Origin of the sequence: Pseudoxanthomonas koreensis (genome assembly GCF_010093225.1) — a bacterium.
In the GTDB taxonomy this organism is placed as follows: domain Bacteria; phylum Pseudomonadota; class Gammaproteobacteria; order Xanthomonadales; family Xanthomonadaceae; genus Pseudoxanthomonas; species Pseudoxanthomonas koreensis.
Window position 1 is genome coordinate 1 of record NZ_PDWM01000050.1, and the last position, 18,499, is coordinate 18,499.

The following is an 18,499-nucleotide window of genomic DNA, read 5'->3' on the forward strand; positions in this document are numbered from 1 at the left end:
CCCCCGCCCAACGCGACTTCACCCTCGACCCCGCCGACACCGAGCGCCTGGCCAACCTGGCCGGCCCGTTCGACGGCCACCTGCGCCAGATCGAACTGCGCCTGGGCGTGGAGATCGCCAACCGCGGCAACGTGTTCCGGGTCACCGGCGCGGACGCCGCGACCGCCAGCGCCGAGCACCTGCTGCGCGCGCTCTACGACGAGGCCGGCGAAACCACCTTCGACAGCCACGCCATCCACCTGCGCCTGAACGAGGCCAACGTCGACCGGCTCGACGACGACGGCTACCGGCCGCAGGAAGTGGCCGTGCGCGTGCGCCGCGGCACCATCCGCGGCCGCGGCGCCAACCAGGCGCGCTACCTGCACGCCATCGCCACCCACGACATCAACTTCGGCATCGGCCCGGCCGGCACCGGCAAGACCTTCCTGGCCGTGGCCATGGCGGTGGACGCGCTCAACGAATCGCGGGTGCAGCGGCTGGTGCTGGTGCGCCCGGCGGTGGAGGCCGGCGAGAAGCTCGGCTTCCTGCCCGGCGACCTGAGCCAGAAGGTCGACCCCTACCTGCGCCCGCTGTACGACGCCCTGTACGAGATGCTCGGCGTGGAGAAGGTGGTCAAGCTGCTGGAGAAGAACGTCATCGAGATCGCGCCGCTGGCCTACATGCGTGGCCGCACGCTCAACGACGCCTTCGTGATCCTGGACGAGGCGCAGAACACCACCATCGAGCAGATGAAGATGTTCCTGACCCGGCTGGGCTTCGGCTCCACCGCGGTGGTCACCGGCGACATGACCCAGGTCGACCTGCCGAAGCACGTGAAATCCGGGCTCAAGGACGCGATCGAGGTGCTGCGCGGAGTCGAGGGCGTGAGCTTCACCTTCTTCGAGGCGCGCGATGTCGTGCGCCATCCGCTGGTTGCACGGATCGTTTCGGCCTACGACCGCCGCGACGCGCAGGACCGGGAAACGGGAGCCAATCCATGACCAGGGGCCCGGTACGCCTCGACGTTTCCATCAGCTACGCGGTGCCGCGTGCCGGGGTGCCGGCGGCGACCAGCTTCCGCAAGTGGGTGGCCGCCGCGCTGCAGGGGCGCATCCGCGAGGCCGACCTGGCGATCCGTATCGTCGACGCCAAGGAAGGACGCGCGCTCAACCGCCACTACCGCGGCAAGGACTACGCGACCAACGTGCTCAGCTTCCCGGCCGAACTGCCCGAGGGCGTGAAGCTGCCGCTGCTGGGCGACCTGGTGATCTGCGCGCCGGTGGTGGCGCGCGAGGCGAAGGAACAGGGCAAGACGGTGGCCGCGCACTACGCGCACCTCACCGTGCACGGCGCCCTGCACCTGCTGGGCTGGGACCACGAGGACGACAAGGATGCCGAAGCGATGGAACAGCTCGAGCGCGAAGTGCTCGCCGGACTCGGCCTGCCCGATCCCTATGCGGAGGAATGAACCACCCATGCCGCGCATCCTTACGGCGTCCACCCTGCTCGCCCTCGCCCTGCTCGCCCCTGCCGCCATCGCGCAGGAAGGCGACGCCACCGCGGCACTGTCCGCTCCGACGGGCGACCTGTCTGCCCTGCTCGAATGCCGGGCAGGCCGGGCCGATTTCATGGCCTACATCCCGGTGCTGCGCGATCCGCTGAAGGCGATCGCGCTGGGATGGCGGCCGTTGCCGCAGGCCAATCCGTTCATGATCGAGTACCGCCTGAACACGCCAGTGAGCGTGTTCGGCCACCAGAGCGACCACATCGCCTTCGCCGGCGACGGCGTGGTCGCCGTGCTCGACCTGGCTGATCCGCGGGTACTTGCCCGCGAACTGCAACTGGAAACCGGCATCGACACGCCGGAGAAGGCGCTGTTCGGCCGCGAGGCGCGCGCCACGGAAGTGACCGGCCCCGACGGTGCGCCCGGCTGGGTGGAGACGGCGGTGATCAACGTCTCCAACGTCGATTCGCACCCGGGCAAGACCCTGGCCGGCTGCAGCTACAGCCTGGATCCGCCCGCACCGGCGGAGGAGGCCGATGTGCCCCCGACGGTGGCCGCGCCCTCGCCCGGCGCCGCCCAACCGCGCTAGACTGCCTGCAACGCCCGGTTTTCTCCGGCGCGCCAGCTTCTCAATATCCTCTTTCTCCACAGAATGTCCGAAGACGACAGTAGTCGCACCGCGCCGGAGCCGCAGGAACGCCGGCGCACCTGGCTGGAGCGGATCAGTTCCGCGTTCTCCGGCGAACCCGACACGCGCGAGGACCTGGTCGAACTCCTGCGCGACGCGCAGGCCGGCGGGCTGATCGACGCCGACACCCTGCGCATGATGGAAGGCGCGCTCTCCGTGTCCCAGCTCACCGTGGGCGACGTGATGGTCTCGCGCTCGCAGATGGTCTCGCTGCCCGCGGAGGCGCGCTTCCTGGACCTGATGAAGCAGGTGGTCGAATCCGGCCATTCGCGCTTCCCCGTGCACGGCGACGACCGCGACGAGATCCTCGGCATCCTGCTGGCCAAGGACCTGCTGCGCGGCGTGGTCGCCGACAACGGGCCCGGCGACATCCATGCGCTGCTGCGCCCGGCGGTGCTGATCCCGGAATCGAAGAAGCTCAACCTGCTGCTCAAGGAGTTCCGCCTCTCGCGCAACCACATGGCGATCGTGGTCGACGAGTACGGCGGGGTGGCCGGACTGGTCACCATCGAAGACGTGCTCGAGCAGATCGTCGGCAAGATCGACGACGAGCACGACGACGCCGAGGACGGCAGCGCGCTGATCGCCGCGCAGGCCGACGGCCAGTTCGTGGTCGATGCGCTGACCCCGATCGGCGACTTCAACGAGCGCTTCGGCGCGGCCCTGCCCGACGACGAGTACGACACCATCGGCGGCCTGGTCACCGAGGCCATCGGCCACCTGCCGGAAGCCGGCGAGGAACTGGCCCTGGACCGCTTCCAGTTCCGGGTGATCCGCGCCGATGCACGCCGGGTGCGCGCCTTCCAGGTCGCGGTGCTGGCCGCCGATCCGCAGGACGGGAACTGATGCCGCTGGTGCGCGACCGGCTCCACGGGCCGGCCGGGATTGCAGGGGCGTTGCGGGCGGCGTGGCTGGTCCTGTTGCTCGGCGTGTCCGCGCTGCTGTCGCCGCGTGCGGCGGCAGCCGACGCACCGCGCATCGGGGTGGTCACGATGCAGCCGGGCGAGGTGTTCTTCGAGCGCTTCGGCCACGACGCGATCGTGGTGGTGGATCCGGACACCGGCGAGGCCATCTCGTACAACTTCGGCTACTTCGATCCGTCCGAGCCGGATTTCCTCGCCCGCTTCGTGCGCGGCGAGATGCTCTACCACCTGGTCGCGCTGCCGGCCACGCAGGACCTGGCCCAGTACCAGGACGCCGGCCGCGGCGCGAGCATGCAATGGCTGGATCTGGAACCGGAGCAGGCACGCGCGCTGGCCGCCACCCTGGCCGAACGCGCGAAGCCTGAGAACTCGCGCTACCGCTACGATTACTTCACCGCCAACTGCGCCACCCAGGTGCGCGACGCGCTGGACCAGGCGATGGGCGGCGCACTGAAGTCGCAGCTGTCGGCGCGCTCGCGCGGCAACACCTTCCGCAGCGAAGCGGTGCGCCTGGCGCGGCCGGCGCCGTGGATGTGGCTGGGCTTCGATCTGGGCCTGGGGCCGTTCGCGGACCGCCCGCTGTCGCGCTGGGAGGAAGCGTTCGTGCCGATGCGCCTGGCCGACAGCCTGCGCGAGGCGCGCAACAGCGCCGGCCGCCCGCTGGTGCAGGCCGAACAGGAGCTGCTGCCGCACCGCATCGCGCCCGAACCGGAGGAACGGCCGCGGCGCTGGTTGCCGTGGGCGCTGGCCGGCGTGGTGCTGGGCGCGGGCATCGTGCTGGCGCGCCGGAAGCCGCGGCTGCTGGCCGGGGCGGCGCTGCCGCTGTGGCTGCTGTGCGGGCTGGGCGGCGCGCTGTTGATCTTCATCTGGGGCTTCACCGCGCACCAGGCGGGCTGGGCCAACCGCAACCTGTTCCTACTCAACCCGCTGTGCCTGCTGCTGCTGCCCGGCGCGGTGGCGCTGCTGCGCGGGCGCGCGCCGGGGCGGCTGTTCCGTCCCGTGCTGTGGGCGGTGGCCGGCCTGGCCGCACTGGGCTGGATCATGCAGTGGCTGAGCCTGCAGCCGCAGTACAACCTGCCGTGGATCGCGCTGCTGTTGCCGCTGCACCTCGCCCTGGCTCTCGCCCTGGGCCGCCGTCCCCTGTAGGAGCCCACTTCAGGGGGCGACCCGATCCCGCTTGAGGCACGGTGTTCGACGCGCGGCTCCCGGATGGGTCGCGTTGAACGCGGTGGCCTTCCGATCCCGTCGGGTCGCCCCCTGAAGTGGGCTCCTACAGAAGAGCCACAAGGTACGGTGCGGGTTGCCCGGCATCGCGCCGCGGCGCAGGATGCGGCGCATGGAAACCACCGCCGCGCCGCCGGATGCCAACCCGGCCTGCGTCATCAACTGCGCCTGGTACGACGGCGAAGGCCGCCGCCACGACCTGACCCTCGACGAACTCAGCGACCACCTGGCCGGCGATGCGGCCGGCTTCGCCTGGGTCGGACTGTACGAGCCCACCGACGCGGTGCTGTACCAGCTGCAGCAGGAACTGGACCTGCACCCGCTGGCGGTGGAGGACGCCAGCAACGCGCACCAGCGGCCCAAGGTCGAGGTCTACGGCGACACCCTGTTCGTGGCCGCGCACACCGCGCAGCTGCTCGACGAACGGATCCGCTACGGCGAGACCCACGCCTTCGTCGGCACCCGCTTCCTGCTGACCGTGCGCCACGGTGCCTCGCTGTCCTACGCCCCGGCGCGGGCACGGATGGAGCGCGAGCCGGAGCTGCTGCGGCTCGGCCCGGCGATGGCGCTGTACGCGGTGCTCGACTCGATCGTCGACAACTACGCGCCGATCGTCGATGGCTACCGCGACACCCTGCACGCGCTGGAACGCGACATCTTCTCCGACACCTACCGCCGCGCGGTCGTGGTCCGCCTGTACGACCTCAAGCGCGACCTGACCTTCATGCGGGTGGCGGTCTCGCCGCTGCAGGACGTGCTGGCGCAGCTGATGCGGACCCAGGTCGCGCAGGGCCAGCTGCCGCGCGAGGAAGTGCGGGTCTACCTGCGCGACGTGCACGACCACGTGCTACGGATCAACGACAGCATCGACAGCATGCGCGACATGCTCGGCACCGCGCTGAGCGTGAACCTGTCGCTGGTCACCGTGGCCCAGGGCGAGACGGTCAAGCGGCTGGGCGCATGGGCGGCGCTGCTGGCCGCGCCGACCCTGATCACCAGCTGGTACGGGATGAACTTCGCGTACATGCCCGAGCTCGAGCCGCGCGTGGCCTATCCGTTGCTGGTGCTGGCGGTGGCCGCGGTCTGCGCCGTGCTGTACCGGCTGTTCAAGCGCGCCGGCTGGCTGTGACGGCCGGCGTGCGCACATCCATGCTGCAAACGCACATAGGACCAAAGTAGCAGCGGGAAGGCCCCCGGCGAGATTGACCTGACGCGCCGGGAGGACGACCCTTGGACGACTCCCGCGGAGGCTTCCCCATGAAAGCATTCTCGAAGATCGGCTGGGCCGCGCTCGCGCTGCTCGGCGCGTTCTGCCTCGGTACCGTGGCCCTGCGCCGCGGCGAACAGATCAGCGCGCTGTGGATCGTGGTCGCGGCGGTGTCGATCTACCTGGTCGCCTACCGCTACTACAGCCTGTACATCGCGAAGAACGTGATGGGGCTGGACCCGCGCCGGGCCACGCCCGCGCACGTCCACAACGATGGCCTGGACTACGTGCCCACCAACAAGCACGTGCTGTTCGGCCACCACTTCGCCGCCATCGCCGGCGCCGGCCCGCTCGTGGGGCCGGTGCTCGCCGCGCAGATGGGATACCTGCCGGGCATGATCTGGCTGATCGCCGGCGTGGTCCTGGCCGGCGCGGTGCAGGACTTCATGGTCCTGTTCATCTCCAGCCGCCGCGACGGGCGTTCGCTGGGCGACCTGGTCCGCGAGGAGATGGGACAGGTGGCCGGCACCATCGCCCTGTTCGGCGCATTCCTGATCATGATCATCATCCTGGCGGTGCTGGCGATGATCGTGGTAAAGGCGCTGGCGGAAAGCCCGTGGGGCATGTTCACGGTGATCGCCACCATGCCCATCGCGATCTTCATGGGCATCTACATGCGCTACATCCGCCCCGGCAGGATCGGCGAGATCTCCGTGGTCGGCATCGCCCTGCTGCTGGCGGCGATCTGGTTCGGCGGCCAGGTCGCCGCGCATCCGACGTGGGGCCCGGCCTTCACCTTCACCGGCACCCAGATCACCTGGATGCTGATCGGCTACGGCTTCGTCGCCGCGGTGCTGCCGGTGTGGCTGCTGCTGGCGCCGCGCGACTACCTGTCCACCTTCCTAAAGATCGGCGTGATCGTCGGCCTGGCCATCGGCATCTTCATCGCCAGCCCGGAAGTGACCACGCTGAAGATGCCGGCACTGACCCAGTTCGCGGCCAGCGGCGACGGCCCGGTGTGGAAGGGCGGGCTGTTCCCGTTCCTGTTCATCACCATCGCCTGCGGCGCGGTGTCGGGTTTCCACGCGCTGATCGCCTCGGGAACGACCCCGAAGCTGCTGGCCAACGAAGTGCACGCGCGCTACATCGGCTACGGCGGCATGCTGATGGAATCGTTCGTGGCGATCATGGCGCTGGTGGCGGCCTCGATCATCGACCCGGGCGTGTACTTCGCGATGAACAGCCCGGCCGCGGCGATCGGCACCGAGGCGGTCGACGTGGCGGCCAAGGTGAGCAGCTGGGGCTTCGTGGTGTCGCCGGAAGTGCTGGTCCAGACCGCAAAGGACGTCGGCGAACAGACCATCATCTCCCGCGCCGGCGGCGCGCCGACCCTGGCGGTGGGCATCGCCGTGATCCTGCACGACGCCCTGCCCGGCGGCGACGGGATGATGGCGTTCTGGTACCACTTCGCGATCCTGTTCGAGGCGCTGTTCATCCTCACCGCGGTGGACGCCGGCACCCGCGCCGGGCGCTTCATGCTGCAGGACCTGCTCGGCAACTTCGTGCCGGTGCTGCGCCGCACCGATTCGTGGGGCCCGAACGTGATCGGCACCGCCGGCTGCGTGGCGCTGTGGGGCTACTTCCTGTACCAGGGCGTGGTCGACCCGCTGGGCGGCATCAACACCCTGTGGCCGCTGTTCGGCATCGCCAACCAGATGCTGGCCGGGATCGCGCTGCTGCTGTGCACGGTGGTCTTGTTCAAGATGAAGCGCGACCGCTACGCCTGGGTCACGATCGTGCCGACGGTGTGGCTGCTGGTCTGCACCACCTATGCCGGCCTGATCAAGATCTTCGACAGCAACCCGGCGATCGGCTTCGTGGCGCAGGCCACGAAGTACCAGGACGCCATCGCCGGCGGGCAGCTGCTGGGCACGGCCAAGACGGTGGGCCAGATGCAGCAGGTGATGGTCAACAGCTACATCAACGCCGGCCTGACTGCGCTGTTCCTGCTGGTGGTGTTCGCGATCCTGGTCTACTCGGTGAAGACCATCGCGGTGGCGCGCCGCAATCCGCAGCGCACGGACCGCGAGACCCCGTTCGTCGCGCTCGACGACGACCAGGTCAAGGCCTGGCTGTAGCCGCCATGGGCACCCAGCTGGTTCCACTGGAGCACTTCGCCACGCACAAGCGTGTGTGGCGGAGGCTGGTGCAGACCGCGCGGCTGTGCTGCGGGATCCCGGACTACGACAACTACGTCCGGCACATCCTGGAGAAGCATCCGGATCGCGAGCCGATGGACTACAAGACGTTCTTCCGCGAACGCCAGGAGGCGCGCTTCGGCGGCCGCAATGGGTTCCGCTGCTGCTGAGGGCGCGGCGAGGCCGGGAAAGGCGAAGGGCGAGGCTTCCGGCCTCGCCCTTTTTTCTGGATGCTTCGCCTGCCGGGTTCGGAGTTCACGTAACAGGATCAACTGCAGGAGCAGGAGCAGGAGCAGGAGCAGGAGCAACGGCAGCGGGTTGCGTCGGCTCCGGAGGGAGTCCGCCGTCACATGGGGGTATGGCCCACCCTTCGGGACGACATCCTGTCTTTACTCAGGGCCGTGGCACATCCATGTGCCACTTGGGCCATACCCCCATGCGCCGACGGCCTTCGGGCACGTTGTGGTTCGCGCCGTGCGGTTTGGAGAACAGCCAGGCCCCGTTTCAAATCGGATCGGGCTGTTGCCTCTTGTAGGAGCCCACTTCAGGGGGCGACCCGATGACGCCGGAACGCAGCCGGCGTTCAATGCAACCGCTCCGGAGACCATGTTTGGCATGACCCCGTGCCTTCCGACCTCGTCGGGTCGCCCCCTGAAGTGGGCTCCTACAGGGAACTCGACGGTGACGAATGATCTCCCGGTTCCGCTATTGCTTCCTGGACGCAAGTCGAACCGCACGGCGCAAACCTTGAAGCGCCCGAAGGCCGTCGTTGCAGAGCCATATGGCCCAAGTGGCACATGGATGTGCCACGGCCCTGAGTAAAGACAGGATGTCGTCCCGAAGGGTGGGCCATATGGCTCTGCAACGGCGGACTCCCCCCGGAGCCCGCGCACCCGAAGCCTTTGCCCCTGCGGCTTGCGGCTGCGGTTACATCGTCGCCACAGGAAAGGACCGCCCCGCCCGGCCTCAGCCCTGCCCCGCCATCGACCGCAGAACGACACCGACGATGTAGGCCGCCACCGTGCCCGTCGCGTAACCCAGCGCACCCAGCAGCGCACCCACCGGCGCCAGCGACGGATGGAATACCGACGCCACCACCGGTGCCGACGCAGGCCCGCCGATATTGCTCTGCGAACCCATCGCGAAATAGAAGAACGGCACCCGCAACAGCTTGGCCAGCAGCGCCAGCAGCACGATGTGGACCACGATCCAGATCACCCCCAGCGCCAGCAGCCACGGCTTGTCGGCCAGCGAACCGATGTCCATCTGCATGCCGATGCACGCGATCAGGATGTACAGGAACAGCGTGCCGATCTTCGACGCACCGGCGCCATCCAGCGTCCGCGCCCGGGTCAGGCTCAGCCCCAGGCCGATGAAGGTCGACAGCACCACCACCCACACGAACGGCTCGTGCAGGCTCACCTGCCGCGACCACGACACGTTCTGCGCGAACCAGGCCGAGGCCGGGCCGGCGACCGCATGGCACAGGCCCACCGCGCCGAAGGCGATGCCGATGATCACCATCAGGTCGGTCAGCGAAGCCACCCGCTCGTGCTGCTTCTGGTAGCTGGCCAGCCGCTCCTTCAGTTCCTCGATCGCGCGCGTGTCCGCGCCTGTTCGCGCGTCGATCGCCCCGGCGCGGTTGGCCAGGAAGATCAGGATCGCCATCCACACATAGCCCACGCCGACGTCGACCACCACGAACTGGCCGAAGGTGGTTTCGTCGACCGCGAAGATCTCCTTCATCGCCAGCATGTTCGCGCCACCGCCGATCCAGCTGCCGGCCAGCGCGGCCATGCCGCCCCAGGTGTCGCCGGCGACCGTGGCCGGATGCAGCAGGTCCATCACCCAGAACGCGACGAAGGCGCCGAGCATGATGCTGATCGAGGCGCCGGCGTACATCGCCAGCAGCTTCGGCCCCAGCCTGAGCACGCCCTTGAGGTCGATGGTCAGGGTCAGCAGCACCAGCGCCGCCGGCAGCAGCACGCGGCTGGCCACCGGGTTGTAGAGCGCACTGGCATTGCCGTCGATCAGGCCGATGCTGTTGTAGACGCCCGGGATGAAATAGCACAGCAGCAGCGCCGGCACCCAGGTGAAGAACTTCTTCCAGAACGGGGTCGGTCCGCTGGACAGCCAGAACACCAGGCCCAGGGTCGCGGCGATCAGGCCGAACAGGACGATGTCGTTCTGGATCAGCGCGGTGGACGGTTCGCTGGCTTCAATCGCCATCGGGCGGCGTCTCCTCTGGTGGCGTGGCGCGTGAAAGCACGATGGCCGGCATTGCTGCCGGCGGCGGACCTGGCAAAGCCCGATGGCCGGCACTGCTGCCGGCCATCGCGTCCGATCACTGGCCGATGTGCTGCTTCAGCCAGGCGTTGACGGTGTCGTGCCAGAGCACGCTGTTGGCCGGCTTGAGCACCCAGTGGTTCTCGTCCGGGAAGTACAGCAGCTTCGATTCGATCCCGGCGCGCTGCAGCGCGGTGAACGCCGACAGGCTCTGGTCCAGCGGCACGCGGAAGTCGTTCTGCCCGGCCACCACCAGCATCGGCGTCTTCCACCTGGCGATGTGCCGGGCCGGGTTGTACTTCTCGTAGCCTTCCGGGTTGGCCGCCACGGTGCCGCCGAATTCCCATTCGGTGAACCACAGTTCCTCGGTCACCACGCCCATCGAGCGGGTGTCGAACACGCCGTTGTGGGTGACCAGGCACTTGAACGGCGCGCTGCCGTCGGCCTCGAACCAGTTGCCGGCGATCCAGTTGGTCATGTAGCCGCCGTAGCTGGCGCCGAGCGCGCAGGCCCTGTCGCCATCGAGGAACGGGTACTTGCGCTGCGCCGCCGCCCAGCCCTTCTGCAGGTCCTCCAGCGGCTTGCTGCCCCAGTTGCCGCTGATCGCATCGGTGAAGGCCTGGCCGTAGCCGGTGGAGCCGTGGAAGTCGATCATCACCACCGCGTAGCCCTGGCCGGTGTAGGTCTGCGGGTTCCAGCGGTAGCTCCAGCCGTCGCCGAAGCTGCCCTGCGGGCCGCCGTGGACCAGGAACGCGACCGGGTAGCGCTTGCCTTCCTGGTAGTTCCACGGCTTGACCACGTAGCCGTGCACGGTCTCGCCGTTCCAGCCGGCAAAACTGAACTGCTCGTAGTCGCCGAAGGCCACGTCCGCCAGCACCTCGCCGGCGGCCGGGGTGATCGCACGCTGCGCCCGCGGGTCGGCGAGCGAGGCGGTGAACAGCTGGTCGCCGCTCTTGAGCGTGTTGCGGGTGAACGCCAGGGTGTCGCCGGCGATGTCGAACGAGGAGATGGTGCCGTCGCCGGCCACGCGCTGCGCCTTGCCGCTGGCGATGTCGATCGCGAACAGCGGATGCTGGCCGGTGTCCTGGGCGGTGGTGTAGAGCGTGCGGCCGTCGGCCGACAGCACGATGCCGTCGGCGCTGCGGTCCCATTCCGGCGCGATCTCGCGGGTGGCGCCGGTGGCCAGGTCGCGCGCCATCAGCGCGAAGCGGTCGGCCTCGAAGCCCGGGCGCTTCATCGCGCGGTAGTACAGGGTGCCGCCGTCGGCGCTGAACACCGGGCCGGTGTCCCAGGCCGGGTTGGCCGCGGTCAGGTTCTCCAGCGGCTGGCCTTCGCGGTAGCGGAACAGGTCGAAGTTGGTCGACCACGGCTCCTGGCGGTCGGCGCGGCGCATCGCGAACACCAGCGAAGTTCCGTCGGGCGACCAGGTGTATTCGTCGTTGCCGCCGAACGGCTTGGACGGCACGTTGCCCGGCGCGCCGTCGCCAGCGCCGATGCGCACGCTGGCCGGCTGGGTCTTGCCGCTCGCCGGCGTGGTCACGAACAGCTGGCTCAGGCGGCCGTCGGACCAGGTGTCCCAGTGGCGCACGAACAGCTGCTCGTGCAGCACGCCGCTGGGCTTGGCCTGCTTGCGTTCCTCGAGCCGGCGCACGGTGCAGTCCAGATCCTGGCCACAGTCGGCGAACACGTCCAGGCTCACGGCGATGCGGCTGCCGTCCGGCGAGACCTTGAAGCTGCCCACATCCAGCGCGAACCGGGTCAACTGCACCGGCGCGCCGCCGCTGGCGGAGATCGAATACACCTGCTGGGTGCCGGACTGGCTGCTGAGGAAGTACACCGAAGCGCCATCGGCCGAGAACGCCGGCGAATTCACGCTCCAGCCGGCGGGGGTGAGGCGACTCGGCGGTGCCAGGTCGCGGCGACGCAGATCCCGCACGAACAGCGAGGTCGAGGCCTTGCCCAGGTCCTGGCCGATCTCGCGCCTGGCGAAGACCACGCGGCTGCCGTCGGGCGCCAGCACCGGCGAGGACACGCGGTCCAGCCGCTGCAGGTCGTGCACGTCGAAGCCGCGGGCGGCCTCGGCCGGCGCGGCGTATGCGCCTGCGCCGGCGACCGCCAGCGACAGGACCAGGGAACGGGACAGGGAAGCGGGTTTCATCCGGGGCTCCGGCAGGGCAAACCCCGGATGTTAGGCGCAGGCCGGCGACGGGCGCAAAGGCGGATGGTCATGCCATCCGCCTTGCGGCGTGCGGAGGCCTACTCCGCCGGCTGGCGGCGGGTCGACACCCGGTACAGCAGCCAGCCCACGGCCGCCAGCACCGCCAGGCCCAGCCACTGCCCGGCGACGCCACCCGGGACCAGGCCTTCGGGCAGGGCCAGCACGTCGGCGCGCCCGGTGGCCACGATCGGGATCGCAATCGCAATCCCCATCAGCGCCTCGCCGGTGATCAGGCCGGCCGCGTACAGCGTGCCCGGGCGATGGATGCGGTCACGGGTTTCCTCGTCGCCGTGGCGCAGGCCATGGAAGCGCTCGACGAAGTGCGCGATCAGGCCGCCGATGAAGATCGGCACCATCAGTTCCAGCGGCAGGTAGATGCCGATCGCCGCGGCCAGCACCGGCACGCGGAAGCTCGAGCCGCGCGCCTTGAGCCACTCGTCGATCGCCACGATCCCCGCGCCGCCCACCGCGCCGGCACCGATCATGCCCCACGGCAGGTCACCGCCGAACAGGCCGCGCGCCACCGCCGCCATCAGCGTGGCCTGCGGCGCCGACAGCGGGTTCGGATGCTCGGCGGTGGGCGCACCGATGCCGTAGGCCTGCGACAGCAGGTTCAGCACCGGCGCCATCACCAGCGCGCAGGAGAACGCGCCGATGCCCAGCATCAGCTGCTGCTTCCACGGCGTGGCGCCGACCAGGTAACCGGCCTTGAGGTCCTGCAGGTTGTCGCCGCCGACCGCCGCCGCGCAGCACACCACCGCGCCGATCATGATCGCGGCCACCGCGCCGATCGGCGAGTCGCGCCCGAGCAGCAGCATCAGCACCACCGAGGCGAACAGGATGGTGGCGATGGTGATGCCCGAGACCGGGTTGTTGGACGAGCCCACCAGGCCGGCCAGGTATGCCGATACCGACACGAACAGGAAGCCGGCGACGATCATGATCACGGTCATCAGCAGGCTGATGCCCCACACGCCGACGATGGCGTGGTACAGCAGCCACAGCGGCACCACGAACGCGACCAGCGCCACCAGCATCCACTTCATCGGCAGATCGCGCTCGGTCTCGGCCACGTTCGTGCCGCTGCCCTTGCGCGCGGCGGCGAATCCGCTGCGCACGCCCGACACCAGCGACTTGCGCAGCGAGAACAGGGTCCACACCCCGCCGGTGAGCATCGCGCCGACGCCCAGGTAGCGGATCTGCGTGGACCAGATGCCGAACGCGGCGTCCTGCGCGCTGGCGCCGGCCAGCGCCGCGGACAGCGCCGGGTCGCCGGCGAGGAAGAAGGCGTGGTACAGCGGGATGGCGATGTGCCAGGACAGGATGCTGCCGGAGACCACCACGATGCCGATGTTCAGGCCGACGATATAGCCCACGCCCAGCAGCGCCGGCGACAGGTTGGTGCCCAGGTAGCCCAGGTACTTGCCGATGAAGGTCGCGCCGGCGGCGGTGTCCGGGATCGCGCGCAGGCCGCTGGAGGCGGCCAGCTTGACCACCGCGCCGATGGTGGCGGCCAGGGCCAGGATCTTCAGGCCCGGGCCCGGGTTCTCACCGGCCTTGAGCACTTCGGCGGCGGCCTTGCCCTCGGGGAACGGCAGCGGATCCTCGACGATCATCGTGCGCCGCAGCGGCACCGAGAACAGCACGCCGAGCAGGCCGCCGAGGCCGGCGATGCCCAGCACCCACCAGTACTTGAAGTCGGGCCAGTAGCCCATGATCACCAGCGCCGGGATGGTGAAGATCACGCCGGCGGCGATCGAGGAACCGGCCGAGGCGCCGGTCTGGACGATGTTGTTCTCCAGGATCGTGCCGCCGCCGAGCAGGCGCAGCACGCCCATCGACACCACCGCCGCCGGGATCGCGGTGGCGATGGTCAGGCCGGCGAACAGGCCCAGGTAGGCATTGGCGGCGGCCAGGATCACGGCCAGGACCACGGCCAGCACGACCGCGCGGAAAGTGAGCTGTGGAACTCCGGCACCGCTCATCGGGTTCTCCCCCTGTTGCAGAAGCCGGACACGCTATCGGCCGCGGCCGGGCAAGTCCAGCCCGGTGGCGCTCAGCCGGCGGCGGCGATTTCCGCGACCACCCGGCGCAGCCCTTCGCGCCAGTCCGGCAGCGCCACGCCGAAGTCCCGGCGCAGCGCGGTGGTGTCCAGGCACGAATACGACGGCCGCTTCGCCGGCGTCGGGTATTCGGCGCTGCTGATCGGCAGCACACGCGGCGCCTGCGGCAGCAGGCCGGCCGCCACCGCCTCGGCGAAGATCGCCTCGGCGAAACCGTGCCAGGTGGTGTGCCCGTCGGCGACCAGGTGCCAGGTGCCGGCATCCGGCGCCTGGCCGGCCAGCACCTTCGCCAGCGCGGTGGCGGTGACGTCGGCGATCAGCGCCGCCGGGGTCGGCGTGCCGGCCTGGTCGGCGACCACGCGCAGTTCGTCGCGTCCGGCTGCCACGCGCAGCATGGTGCGCAGGAAATTGTGGCCATGCGCGGCATAGACCCACGAAGTGCGGAACACCAGGCCACGGCCGCCGGCGGCATGCACCGCCTCCTCGCCGGCCCGCTTGCTGGCGCCGTACACGCCCAGCGGCGCGACCGGATCGTCCTCGCGGTACGGGCGCGTGCCCTGCCCGTCGAACACATAGTCGGTGGAGTAGTGGACCAGGGGGATGCCGGCGTCGGCGCAGGCGCGGGCCAGCGCGCCGGGCGCCTGCGCGTTGACCAGGAAGGCGGCATCGGCGTCGGTTTCGGCCTTGTCCACCGCGGTATAGGCGGCGGCGTTGACGACCGCGGCCGGCGCCAGTTCGAGCACCTGCGACGCCAGCGCTGCCGGATCGGACAGGTCGGCGGCCACGCAGGCGCCGCCACCTTCCAGGATTCCGTCGCGGGTAGTGGCGACCACCTCGCCCAGCGACAGCAGGCTGCGCCGCAGTTCGCGACCGACCTGGCCGTTGCCGCCGACGACCAGCAGCCTCATGGTGCGTAGACCGGCAACCGCTCCGCGGCGATGTCGGCCAGGAACGGCGCCTTCTCGTCCTTGGCCGAAAGCACCGGCGCGGACAGCGGCCAGTCCACGCCGATGTCGCCGTCGTTCCAGCGCACGCCGGCGTCGGCTTCCTTCACGTAGACGTCGGTGCACAGGTAGCTGAACACCGCATGCTCGGACAGCACCGCGAACCCGTGCGCGAAGCCTTCCGGGATCCAGAACTGGCGCCGGTTCTCCGCACTCAGGATCGCCGCCTCCCAGCGGCCGAAGCTCGGCGAGCCGCGGCGGATGTCCACCGCCACGTCATAGACCTCGCCTTCCAGCACGCTCACCAGCTTGGCCTGCGGGCGCGGCCACTGGTAATGCAGGCCGCGCAGCACGCCCCGGGTCGAGGTCGACACGTTGCTCTGCACGAACTTCGCAGGCAGCCCGTGCCGGGCAAAGCGCTCGGCATTCCAGGCCTCGAAGAACACCCCACGCTCGTCGCCGAACACCGCCGGCTCGATCACCACGCAGCCCGGTAGCGCGGTTTCGACGATCTTCACCGCACCGCCCCACGGCCGAGCAGGCTCAGCAGGTACTGGCCGTAGCCGTTCTTGGACAACGGCCTGGCCAGTGCCTCCAGCTGCGCCGCGTCGATCCAGCCGTTGCCGTAGGCGATCTCCTCCGGGCAGCTGACCTGCAGGCCCTGCCGATCCTGGATGGTCTGGATGAAATTGGATGCTTCGTGCAGCGACTGGTGGGTGCCGGTGTCCAGCCAGGCGAAACCGCGGCCCAGCTGCTCCAGATACAGCGACCCGTCGTCCAGGTAGCACTTGTTGAGGTCGGTGATCTCCAGTTCGCCGCGCGGTGAAGGCTTGAGTTCGGCGGCGTATTCGCTGGCCCTGCCGTCGTAGAAGTACAGGCCGGTGACCGCATAGTTGGATCGCGGACGCGCCGGCTTCTCTTCGATGCCCACCACCTTGCCGGCCTCGTCGAACTCGGCCACGCCGTAGCGTTCCGGGTCGCCGACCCAGTAGCCGAACACGGTGGCGCCCTCGCCGCGCGCATCGGCGCGCCGGAGCGTGTCGGTCAGGCCATGGCCGTGGAAGATGTTGTCGCCCAGCACCAGGCAGCTGGGCTGGCCGGCGACGAAGTCGCGGCCGATCAGGTAGGCCTGGGCCAGCCCGTCCGGGCTGGGCTGCACCGCGTACTCGATGCGCATGCCCCACTGCGAGCCGTCGCCCAGCAGGTTCTGGAACAGCGCCTGCTCATGCGGGGTGTTGATGATCAACACCTCGCGGATCCCCGCCAGCATCAGCACGCTGAGCGGGTAGTAGATCATCGGCTTGTCGTACACCGGCAGCAGCTGCTTGCTGACGCCCTTGGTGATCGGATAGAGCCGGGTGCCGGAACCGCCGGCGAGGATAATGCCCTTGCGTTGTGTCATCGCTATTCCTTGGAACGTCCGCGCATGGATGCGCGGGTTCGTGCGAGGGACCTGCGCTTATGCCGCCACGCCGATGCGCTCCAGCCGGTAGCTGCCGTCGAGCACGCGGCTCACCCAGTCCTGGTGTTCCAGGTACCAGTCCACGGTATAGGCGATGCCCTGCTCGAAGGTGTGTTGCGGCTCCCAGCCCAGCTCGTCCTTCAGCCTGGAGGCGTCGATCGCGTAACGGCGGTCGTGGCCCGGGCGGTCGGCGACATGGGTGATCTGGCTGCTGCGCGGCTGCCCGTCCTCGCGCGGACGGCGCTGGTCCAGCAGCGCGCAGATCGCCTGCACCACCTCGATGTTCTGCTTCTCCGAGTTGCCACCCACATTGTAGGTCTCGCCGACCCGGCCCCTGGCCAGCACGGTGCGGATCGCCTCGCAGTGGTCGGCCACGAACAGCCAGTCGCGCACCTGCTTGCCGTCGCCATACACCGGCAGCGGTTCGCCGGCGAGGGCCTTGGCGATCACCAGCGGAATGAGCTTCTCGGGGAAGTGGTACGGGCCGTAATTGTTCGAGCAGTTGGTGGTCAGCACCGGCAGCCCGTAGGTGTGGTGGAAGGCGCGGACCAGATGGTCGGAGGCAGCCTTCGACGCCGAGTATGGGGAGTTGGGGGCGTAGGGCGTGGTCTCGGTGAACTTGCCGGTCTCGCCCAGCGTGCCGTAGACCTCGTCGGTGGACACGTGCAGGAAGCGGAAGGCGTCCTTCGCCGGGCCTTCCAGCGATTTCCAGTAATCGCGCACCGCCTCCAGCAGGCCCAGGGTACCGACCACGTTGGTCTGGATGAAGGCCGCCGGGCCGTCGATCGAGCGGTCCACGTGGCTCTCGGCGGCGAAGTTGAGCACCGCGTCGGGGCGGTGCTCGGCGAGCAGCCGCGCGACCAGTTCGCGGTCGCCGATGTCGCCGTGCACGAAGACGTGGTCCGGGTTGCCCTGCAGCGAGGACAGCGTGTCCAGGTTGCCGGCGTAGGTCAGCGCGTCGAGGTTGACCACGCGCACGCCGCGCGCCACCGCTTCCAGGACGAAGTTTCCACCGATGAAACCGGCGCCGCCGGTGACCAGCCAGGTTGCCAAGACCACTCCTTCGATTGCCTGTCCGGGAATGCCACACCCGACCGCCGGCCGGGTGCTCCCGCCCGGCGGACGTCCTTAGAACGGGATGTCGTCGTCGGCGAAGTCGGCGAAGTCGTCGCCGGACTGGGGTGCCGCCGCGGCCGATGCAGCAGGCGCCGCACGCTGGGCGGATTCGCGCCGCGGAGGCGCGCTGCGCTGCGGCCGGTCACCACGGTCCGCGAAACCACCACCCTCGCCGCCACCGCCGGGCCGGCCACCGAGCATCTGCATCTCGTCGGCGACGATGTCGGTGAAATAGCGCTCCTGCCCGTCCTGGCCGGTGAACTTGTCGTAGCGGATGCTGCCTTCGACGTAGCACTGCGAGCCCTTGCGCAGGTACTCGCCGGCGATCTCGCCGAGCTTGCCGAAGAACTTCACCCGGTGCCATTCGGTGCGTTCCTGGGTGTTGCCGTCACGGTCCTTGCGCACGCTGGTGGTGGCCAGGCGGATCGTGGTGACGGCCATGCCGCCCTGGGTGTACTTGGTTTCGGGATCGTCGCCGAGGTTGCCGACCAGGATCACCTTGTTGATGCCGCGCGCCATAGTGTTGGGTTCCAGTGCGTGCCCGGCCATCCGGGCAGGTAAGGCATTGAAGTATACCGGCGCCCCCCCGCGCCAGCGCTTGAATCCGCGGCCGCGAGTAGGGTTTCTCCGGAAGCCCCCCTTATAATTCAGGCACTTTCCCGGGCGACCCCATGGCAGACCACCCTC

General features: G+C 69.5%; 16 protein-coding genes. 8 read left to right on the forward strand and 8 right to left on the reverse strand.

The features are described 5' to 3' along the window. From CSC64_RS12545 to CSC64_RS12580, 8 genes are all read left to right on the forward strand, one after another. Nucleotides 1-980: PhoH family protein (locus tag CSC64_RS12545; RefSeq protein ID WP_162435673.1), on the forward strand; the 980-nt coding region annotated here is incomplete at its 5' end. Next, nucleotides 977-1,447 carry an rRNA maturation RNase YbeY gene (ybeY, locus tag CSC64_RS12550; protein WP_162435674.1) on the forward strand — a complete coding sequence of 157 codons (471 nt, stop codon included), beginning with the start codon at nt 977-979 and terminating at the stop codon, nt 1,445-1,447. The genes CSC64_RS12545 and ybeY, both read left to right, overlap by 4 nt. Nucleotides 1,448-1,454: 7 nt before the next feature. Continuing rightward, nucleotides 1,455-2,072: a hypothetical protein gene (locus CSC64_RS12555; RefSeq protein WP_162435675.1), complete on the forward strand. Its 618-nt coding sequence runs from the start codon at nt 1,455-1,457 to the stop codon at nt 2,070-2,072. Between the two features lie 63 nt (nt 2,073-2,135). Beyond that, nucleotides 2,136-3,017, forward strand: coding sequence for a CorC family transporter (locus CSC64_RS12560; protein WP_162435676.1), 882 nt, complete (start codon nt 2,136-2,138; stop codon nt 3,015-3,017). After that, nucleotides 3,017-4,240, forward strand: coding sequence for a lipoprotein N-acyltransferase Lnb domain-containing protein (locus tag CSC64_RS12565; RefSeq protein WP_162435677.1), 1,224 nt, complete (start codon nt 3,017-3,019; stop codon nt 4,238-4,240). Before CSC64_RS12560 ends, CSC64_RS12565 begins: the two co-directional genes overlap by 1 nt. A 190-nt stretch (nt 4,241-4,430) precedes the next feature. Continuing rightward, complete coding sequence (locus CSC64_RS12570) at nt 4,431-5,447, forward strand: magnesium and cobalt transport protein CorA (RefSeq protein WP_162435678.1); 1,017 nt, start codon at nt 4,431-4,433, stop codon at nt 5,445-5,447. A gap of 128 nt (nt 5,448-5,575) precedes the next feature. Next, nucleotides 5,576-7,663: a carbon starvation CstA family protein gene (locus tag CSC64_RS12575; RefSeq protein ID WP_162435679.1), complete on the forward strand. Its 2,088-nt coding sequence runs from the start codon at nt 5,576-5,578 to the stop codon at nt 7,661-7,663. Nucleotides 7,664-7,668: 5 nt separating this feature from the next. Continuing rightward, nucleotides 7,669-7,893, forward strand: coding sequence for a YbdD/YjiX family protein (locus tag CSC64_RS12580; RefSeq protein ID WP_162435680.1), 225 nt, complete (start codon nt 7,669-7,671; stop codon nt 7,891-7,893). Nucleotides 7,894-8,689: 796 nt separating this feature from the next. On the opposite strand, the gene CSC64_RS12585 is transcribed toward CSC64_RS12580, so the two are convergent. From CSC64_RS12585 to ssb, 8 genes are all read right to left on the reverse strand, one after another. Further along, a complete protein-coding gene (locus CSC64_RS12585; RefSeq protein ID WP_162435681.1) occupies nt 8,690-9,952 on the reverse strand; it encodes a DUF819 family protein in 1,263 nt (420 codons plus the stop codon). Nucleotides 9,953-10,067: 115 nt separating this feature from the next. Further along, entirely contained in the window at nt 10,068-12,167 is a 2,100-nt protein-coding gene (locus tag CSC64_RS12590) for a S9 family peptidase (RefSeq protein ID WP_162435682.1), read from the reverse strand. Between the two features lie 98 nt (nt 12,168-12,265). After that, nucleotides 12,266-14,212 (reverse strand): OPT family oligopeptide transporter, encoded by a 1,947-nt coding sequence (locus CSC64_RS12595; protein ID WP_162435683.1) that lies wholly within the window; start codon nt 14,210-14,212, stop codon nt 12,266-12,268. 71 nt (nt 14,213-14,283) lie between these two features. Then, entirely contained in the window at nt 14,284-15,198 is a 915-nt protein-coding gene (rfbD, locus tag CSC64_RS12600; RefSeq protein ID WP_162435684.1) for a dTDP-4-dehydrorhamnose reductase, read from the reverse strand. Continuing rightward, nucleotides 15,195-15,752, reverse strand: coding sequence for a dTDP-4-dehydrorhamnose 3,5-epimerase (rfbC, locus tag CSC64_RS12605; protein ID WP_162435685.1), 558 nt, complete (start codon nt 15,750-15,752; stop codon nt 15,195-15,197). Before rfbC ends, rfbD begins: the two co-directional genes overlap by 4 nt. Continuing rightward, nucleotides 15,749-16,636 (reverse strand): glucose-1-phosphate thymidylyltransferase RfbA, encoded by an 888-nt coding sequence (gene rfbA, locus CSC64_RS12610; protein WP_162435686.1) that lies wholly within the window; start codon nt 16,634-16,636, stop codon nt 15,749-15,751. Before rfbA ends, rfbC begins: the two co-directional genes overlap by 4 nt. Before the next feature lie 57 nt (nt 16,637-16,693). After that, on the reverse strand, nt 16,694-17,749 hold the full coding sequence (gene rfbB, locus CSC64_RS12615) for a dTDP-glucose 4,6-dehydratase (protein ID WP_162435687.1): 1,056 nt from the start codon (nt 17,747-17,749) through the stop codon (nt 16,694-16,696). Between the two features lie 75 nt (nt 17,750-17,824). Further along, the gene (ssb, locus tag CSC64_RS12620) at nt 17,825-18,361 is read right to left on the reverse strand and encodes a single-stranded DNA-binding protein (RefSeq protein WP_338014855.1); all 537 of its coding nucleotides are present in this window, start codon (nt 18,359-18,361) and stop codon (nt 17,825-17,827) included. Between the last annotated feature and the right edge of the window lie 138 nt (nt 18,362-18,499).

What these genes read in the sequence shown, in the direction of transcription:
- CSC64_RS12585 (WP_162435681.1), bottom strand. Translation starts at nt 9,952, where the DNA reads ATGGCGATTGAAGCCAGCGAACCGTCCACCGCGCTGATCCAGAACGAC.
- CSC64_RS12570 (WP_162435678.1), top strand. Translation starts at nt 4,431, where the DNA reads ATGGAAACCACCGCCGCGCCGCCGGATGCCAACCCGGCCTGCGTCATC.
- CSC64_RS12590 (WP_162435682.1), bottom strand. Translation starts at nt 12,167, where the DNA reads ATGAAACCCGCTTCCCTGTCCCGTTCCCTGGTCCTGTCGCTGGCGGTC.
- rfbD (WP_162435684.1), bottom strand. Translation starts at nt 15,198, where the DNA reads ATGAGGCTGCTGGTCGTCGGCGGCAACGGCCAGGTCGGTCGCGAACTG.
- CSC64_RS12595 (WP_162435683.1), bottom strand. Translation starts at nt 14,212, where the DNA reads ATGAGCGGTGCCGGAGTTCCACAGCTCACTTTCCGCGCGGTCGTGCTG.
- ybeY (WP_162435674.1), top strand. Translation starts at nt 977, where the DNA reads ATGACCAGGGGCCCGGTACGCCTCGACGTTTCCATCAGCTACGCGGTG.
- CSC64_RS12555 (WP_162435675.1), top strand. Translation starts at nt 1,455, where the DNA reads ATGCCGCGCATCCTTACGGCGTCCACCCTGCTCGCCCTCGCCCTGCTC.
- CSC64_RS12580 (WP_162435680.1), top strand. Translation starts at nt 7,669, where the DNA reads ATGGGCACCCAGCTGGTTCCACTGGAGCACTTCGCCACGCACAAGCGT.
- CSC64_RS12565 (WP_162435677.1), top strand. Translation starts at nt 3,017, where the DNA reads ATGCCGCTGGTGCGCGACCGGCTCCACGGGCCGGCCGGGATTGCAGGG.
- rfbA (WP_162435686.1), bottom strand. Translation starts at nt 16,636, where the DNA reads ATGACACAACGCAAGGGCATTATCCTCGCCGGCGGTTCCGGCACCCGG.
- ssb (WP_338014855.1), bottom strand. Translation starts at nt 18,361, where the DNA reads ATGGCCGGGCACGCACTGGAACCCAACACTATGGCGCGCGGCATCAAC.
- CSC64_RS12560 (WP_162435676.1), top strand. Translation starts at nt 2,136, where the DNA reads ATGTCCGAAGACGACAGTAGTCGCACCGCGCCGGAGCCGCAGGAACGC.
- CSC64_RS12575 (WP_162435679.1), top strand. Translation starts at nt 5,576, where the DNA reads ATGAAAGCATTCTCGAAGATCGGCTGGGCCGCGCTCGCGCTGCTCGGC.